This window comes from Rhizobium sp. NZLR10, from assembly GCF_019685125.1.
In the GTDB taxonomy this organism is placed as follows: domain Bacteria; phylum Pseudomonadota; class Alphaproteobacteria; order Rhizobiales; family Rhizobiaceae; genus Rhizobium.
This window is the reverse complement of record NZ_JABDWE010000037.1, coordinates 1-2,500: the sequence shown is the minus strand read 5'-3', so window position 1 is coordinate 2,500 and position 2,500 is coordinate 1. Positions and strand designations below refer to the sequence as shown.

Sequence of the window (2,500 nt, the reverse complement as noted above, 5' to 3'; positions counted from 1 at the left end):
GCACTGGATGGGCTATGGGGACTCACCGTCTTACTGATCCTAACCAAACTCCGAATACCGGGGAGTACTACTCGGCAGACACACGGCGGGTGCTAACGTCCGTCGTGAAAAGGGCAACAACCCTAACCTCCAGCTAAGGTCCCCAAGTCATGGCTAAGTGGGAAAGGATGTGAGGATCCCAAAACAACCAGGATGTTGGCTTAGAAGCAGCCATCATTTAAAGAAAGCGTAACAGCTCACTGGTCTAAATAAGGGTCTTTGCGCCGAAAATGTAACGGGGCTGAAGCCATGCACCGAAGCTGAGGATGTGTAGCAATACACGTGGTAGCGGAGCGTTCCGTAAGCTGATGAAGGGAGACCCGTGAGGGCTCCTGGAGGTATCGGAAGTGCGAATGTTGACATGAGTAACGATAAAGAGGGTGAGAGACCCTCTCGCCGAAAGACCAAGGGTTCCTGCTTAAAGTTAATCTGAGCAGGGTTAGCCGGCCCCTAAGGCGAGGCAGAAATGCGTAGTCGATGGGAACCACGTTAATATTCGTGGGCCTGGTGGTAGTGACGGATTGCACAAGTTGTTCATTCTAATTGGATTGGATGGGCAGCGGAGCGGTTCCAGGAAATAGCTCCACCGTATAGACCGTACCCGAAACCGACACAGGTGGTCAGGTAGAGTATACCAAGGCGCTTGAGAGAACTATGTTGAAGGAACTCGGCAAATTGCACGCGTAACTTCGGAAGAAGCGTGACCCCATTCTACGCAAGTATGATGGGGTGGCACAGACCAGGGGGTAGCGACTGTTTATCAAAAACACAGGGCTCTGCGAAGTCGCAAGACGACGTATAGGGTCTGACGCCTGCCCGGTGCTGGAAGGTTAAGAGGAGAGGTGCAAGCTTTGAATCGAAGCCCCAGTAAACGGCGGCCGTAACTATAACGGTCCTAAGGTAGCGAAATTCCTTGTCGGGTAAGTTCCGACCTGCACGAATGGCGTAACGACTTCCCCGCTGTCTCCAACATAGACTCAGTGAAATTGAATTCCCCGTGAAGATGCGGGGTTCCTGCGGTCAGACGGAAAGACCCCGTGCACCTTTACTATAGCTTTACACTGGCATTCGTGTCGGCATGTGTAGGATAGGTGGTAGGCTTTGAAGCGGGGACGCCAGTTTCCGTGGAGCCATCCTTGAAATACCACCCTTATCGTCATGGATGTCTAACCGCGGCCCGTTATCCGGGTCCGGGACAGTGTATGGTGGGTAGTTTGACTGGGGCGGTCGCCTCCGAAAGAGTAACGGAGGCGCGCGATGGTGGGCTCAGACCGGTCGGAAATCGGTCGTCGAGTGCAATGGCATAAGCCCGCCTGACTGCGAGACTGACAAGTCGAGCAGAGACGAAAGTCGGTCATAGTGATCCGGTGGTCCCGCGTGGAAGGGCCATCGCTCAACGGATAAAAGGTACGCCGGGGATAACAGGCTGATGACCCCCAAGAGTCCATATCGACGGGGTTGTTTGGCACCTCGATGTCGGCTCATCGCATCCTGGGGCTGGAGCAGGTCCCAAGGGTTTGGCTGTTCGCCAATTAAAGCGGTACGTGAGCTGGGTTCAGAACGTCGTGAGACAGTTCGGTCCCTATCTGCCGTGGGTGTAGGAATATTGACAGGATCTGTCCCTAGTACGAGAGGACCGGGATGGACATATCTCTGGTGGACCTGTTGTCCTGCCAAGGGCATAGCAGGGTAGCTACATATGGACGGGATAACCGCTGAAGGCATCTAAGCGGGAAACCCACCTGAAAACGAGTATTCCCTATCAGAGCCGTGGAAGACGACCACGTTGATAGGCCGGGTGTGGAAGTGCGGCAACGCATGAAGCTTACCGGTACTAATAGCTCGATTGGCTTGATCGTTCTCATTGACTGTGCTCATCGAACAAAGTTCGATGATGCTTGACCTTTGTCCTGACGCGCCAATGGCGCTGCGGACGGCCCGCGCTACCGAGCGCGACGGCCTCTGGCCTGTATGGGTGCCACAAGCGCCCTCGGGTGGAAAAGATCGAAGACGTGTTCAAAAAAAGAAAACAGGCTAACGCCTGCCAGCTTCTCAAAACATAAAGTTGCGCTTTGCCGACCTGGTGGTTATGGCGGGGTGGCTGCACCCGTTCCCTTTCCGAACACGGCCGTGAAACGCCCCTGCGCCCATGGTACTTCGTCTTAAGACGCGGGAGAGTAGGTCGCTGCCAGGTCTGCAAAGCGCAACTTAACGCATGCTCCCGGAGCCTTAAGGCTTCGGAAAGATGCATGCGCCAACAAAACCAATCTTCTCAAAACAATCAACGGCAAACGCCGTCAAAAGGCCACTAACAAGCGGCCTTTCGTGTTATAATACTCAAGCAGATCCAATGGATTTGCCATGGCGCGGGGTGGAGCAGCCCGGTAGCTCGTCAGGCTCATAACCTGAAGGCCGCAGGTTCAAATCCTGCCCCCGCAACCAATCCTTCCATGATCAAACA

1 tRNA gene and 2 rRNA genes (1 of these 3 cut by a window edge) are annotated in these 2,500 nt (G+C 54.4%); all 3 read left to right on the top strand.

Features of this window, described 5'->3' with window-relative positions:
* Window positions 1-1,898 (top strand): 23S ribosomal RNA (locus HJB82_RS31385) (it extends 982 nt beyond the left edge of the window).
* Window positions 1,899-2,118: 220 nt separating this feature from the next.
* Window positions 2,119-2,233 (top strand): 5S ribosomal RNA (gene rrf, locus HJB82_RS31380).
* A 171-nt stretch (window positions 2,234-2,404) separates the two neighbouring features.
* A tRNA-Met gene (locus HJB82_RS31375) sits at window positions 2,405-2,481 on the top strand.
* Window positions 2,482-2,500: the final 19 nt, after the last annotated feature.